The 1,801-nt window shown below is 71.0% G+C and carries 2 protein-coding genes and 1 pseudogene; 1 reads left to right on the top strand and 2 read right to left on the bottom strand.

Features of this window, described 5'->3' with window-relative positions; genetic code table 11:
* Window positions 1–538: TerD family protein (locus tag CCN56_RS19000; protein ID WP_143664559.1), on the bottom strand; the 538-nt coding region annotated here is incomplete at its 3' end.
* Between the two features lie 144 nt (window positions 539–682).
* On the bottom strand, window positions 683–1,258 hold the full coding sequence (locus CCN56_RS19005) for a M48 family metallopeptidase (RefSeq protein ID WP_086828367.1): 576 nt from the start codon (window positions 1,256–1,258) through the stop codon (window positions 683–685).
* A gap of 243 nt (window positions 1,259–1,501) precedes the next feature.
* Between CCN56_RS19005 and CCN56_RS19010 the strand changes: the two are divergent.
* Window positions 1,502–1,801, top strand: a pseudogene (locus tag CCN56_RS19010) (ThiF family adenylyltransferase); the annotation flags it as partial.

The raw sequence follows: 1,801 nt of genomic DNA on the forward strand, positions 1-1,801 counted from the left end.
CCGGCTCGTCCTCGGCGACCTCGCCGCCGAAGTTCCGCAGGAGCGCCTCCAGGCCTCCGTCGAAGCCCTGGCCGACGGCGGCGAACCGCCACACGTCCTTGAGGTAGAAGTCGCCGAGCATCACCGCGCGTTCGGTGGAGAACTCGGCGCCCGTGAACGCGTACCGCGCGACCTCCTCGCCGCCCGCCACGATCCGCAGGTGACCGGGGCCGATCTGGGACATCTGGCCGGCGCCGTCGATCGTCGCGGTGAACGACAGCTTGTGGATGTTCGCGGGGATGCGGTCGAGGGTGACGCGGAAGGACTCGGTGTCACCGGACTGCGCGCCGAGCAGCTGGATGGACTCCTCGGGCGACTTCGGCTGGTTGAAGAAGACGAAGTAGCGGTCGTCGGAGAGCCGCTCGTCCGCGTCGAGCCCGAAGCAGCTGATGTCGAAAGTCAGTCCGGGTGCCGCGATCTGCACACCCACGTACAGATCGGTCCCCGCGGTCAGATCACTGATCTTGGCCTTGTGGCCGCGTTGGAATTCCCTGGCCATGCGTAACGACCGTCCCCCATCCCGAATGGCGAATGCTCGCGCCAGGCTAACCGCTGGGCACGACATTGAGACAGGTGAGGTCGTATCCGGTGTCGTATTCGGTACGGAATCAGGAAACCCGGGCACGCGCGCGTGGCGGTGCCGTCACTCCTCGCGAGCCTCCGGAAGGTGCGGCAGGCGTCCGGCGGCGACCACGCCCTCCAGATAGCCGCGGGCCCGCTCGGTGCGGGGGTACGCCTCCAGGAGCCGCCAGAACCGCGGACCGTGACCGGGCACCAGGAGATGGGCCAGTTCGTGCAGGAGGACGTAGTCGACGACGTACTCGGGCATGCCCTGGAGCCGGTGGGAGAGGCGGATGCTGCCCTCGGAGGGGGTGCAGGAGCCCCAGCGGGTGTTCTGGTTGGTCACCCAGCGGACCGAGCCTGGGCGGGCCCGGCCGCCGAAGTACTGCTCCGAGAGGTGCAGCGCCCGCTCGGTGAGCTCACGGTCGCCGAGGACGCTCCGGCGCTCCTGGGCGGCGAGCTTGTCGAGCATGACGCCCACCCAGCGGCGCTCCTCCGCCTCCGACATGCGGGCCGGGATGAGCACGATGGTCCGGTCGCCCTCGCGGTAGGCCGAGACGGATTTCCTGCGCCGTGGGCTTCTGCGGACCTCGACCGCACTCGTCCCCGCCCCGCGGGGCGGTTCGCTGGTCACGCTGCGCTGTGGGTCGGCGGGCACGGCCCCGACGTTACCCGCTGCCGGCGGAGGAAGTCCCGCCTCGGGAGTGGTTTCGGGAACGATCCGACCCGACCGCGCACCATTTGAATGACTAATCCCCTGGCCTGTGGACAACTTTCGGCACCGGTCACGGCGGCGGGGCATTCTCACTTCGGGCGGCGGAATGCCGCTGTCGATCATGAATGCGGGCACGGACGAGGACGGACGTCGAGGACGGACATGGGGACGAACGGGGGCGGGGAAATGCATCCGATGGTGAAACCGGCGCTGCGGAGGGCGTGGCGGAATCTGCGGTACGTCCAGTTCGGCGTCGCCCCCGCGCACGCGGTGGTGCTCGGCCCGGTCGGCCAGGAGACGGGGGCGGTGCTCGGGCTGCTCGACGGCACCCGCGGGACCGCGCTGCTGAGGGCCGAGGCGCGGGCGCTCGGCCTCCCGGACGGACGCCTGGAGGCGCTCCTCGGCCGGCTCGAGTCGGCCGGACTCCTCACGGACGCCGCGACCGGGCGGCCCGGGCACGCCGGCCCGGGCCGCCGGCGCGGCGTC

Origin of the sequence: Streptomyces sp. NRRL B-24572 (assembly GCF_002156145.1) — a bacterium.
In the GTDB taxonomy this organism is placed as follows: domain Bacteria; phylum Actinomycetota; class Actinomycetes; order Streptomycetales; family Streptomycetaceae; genus Streptomyces; species Streptomyces vietnamensis.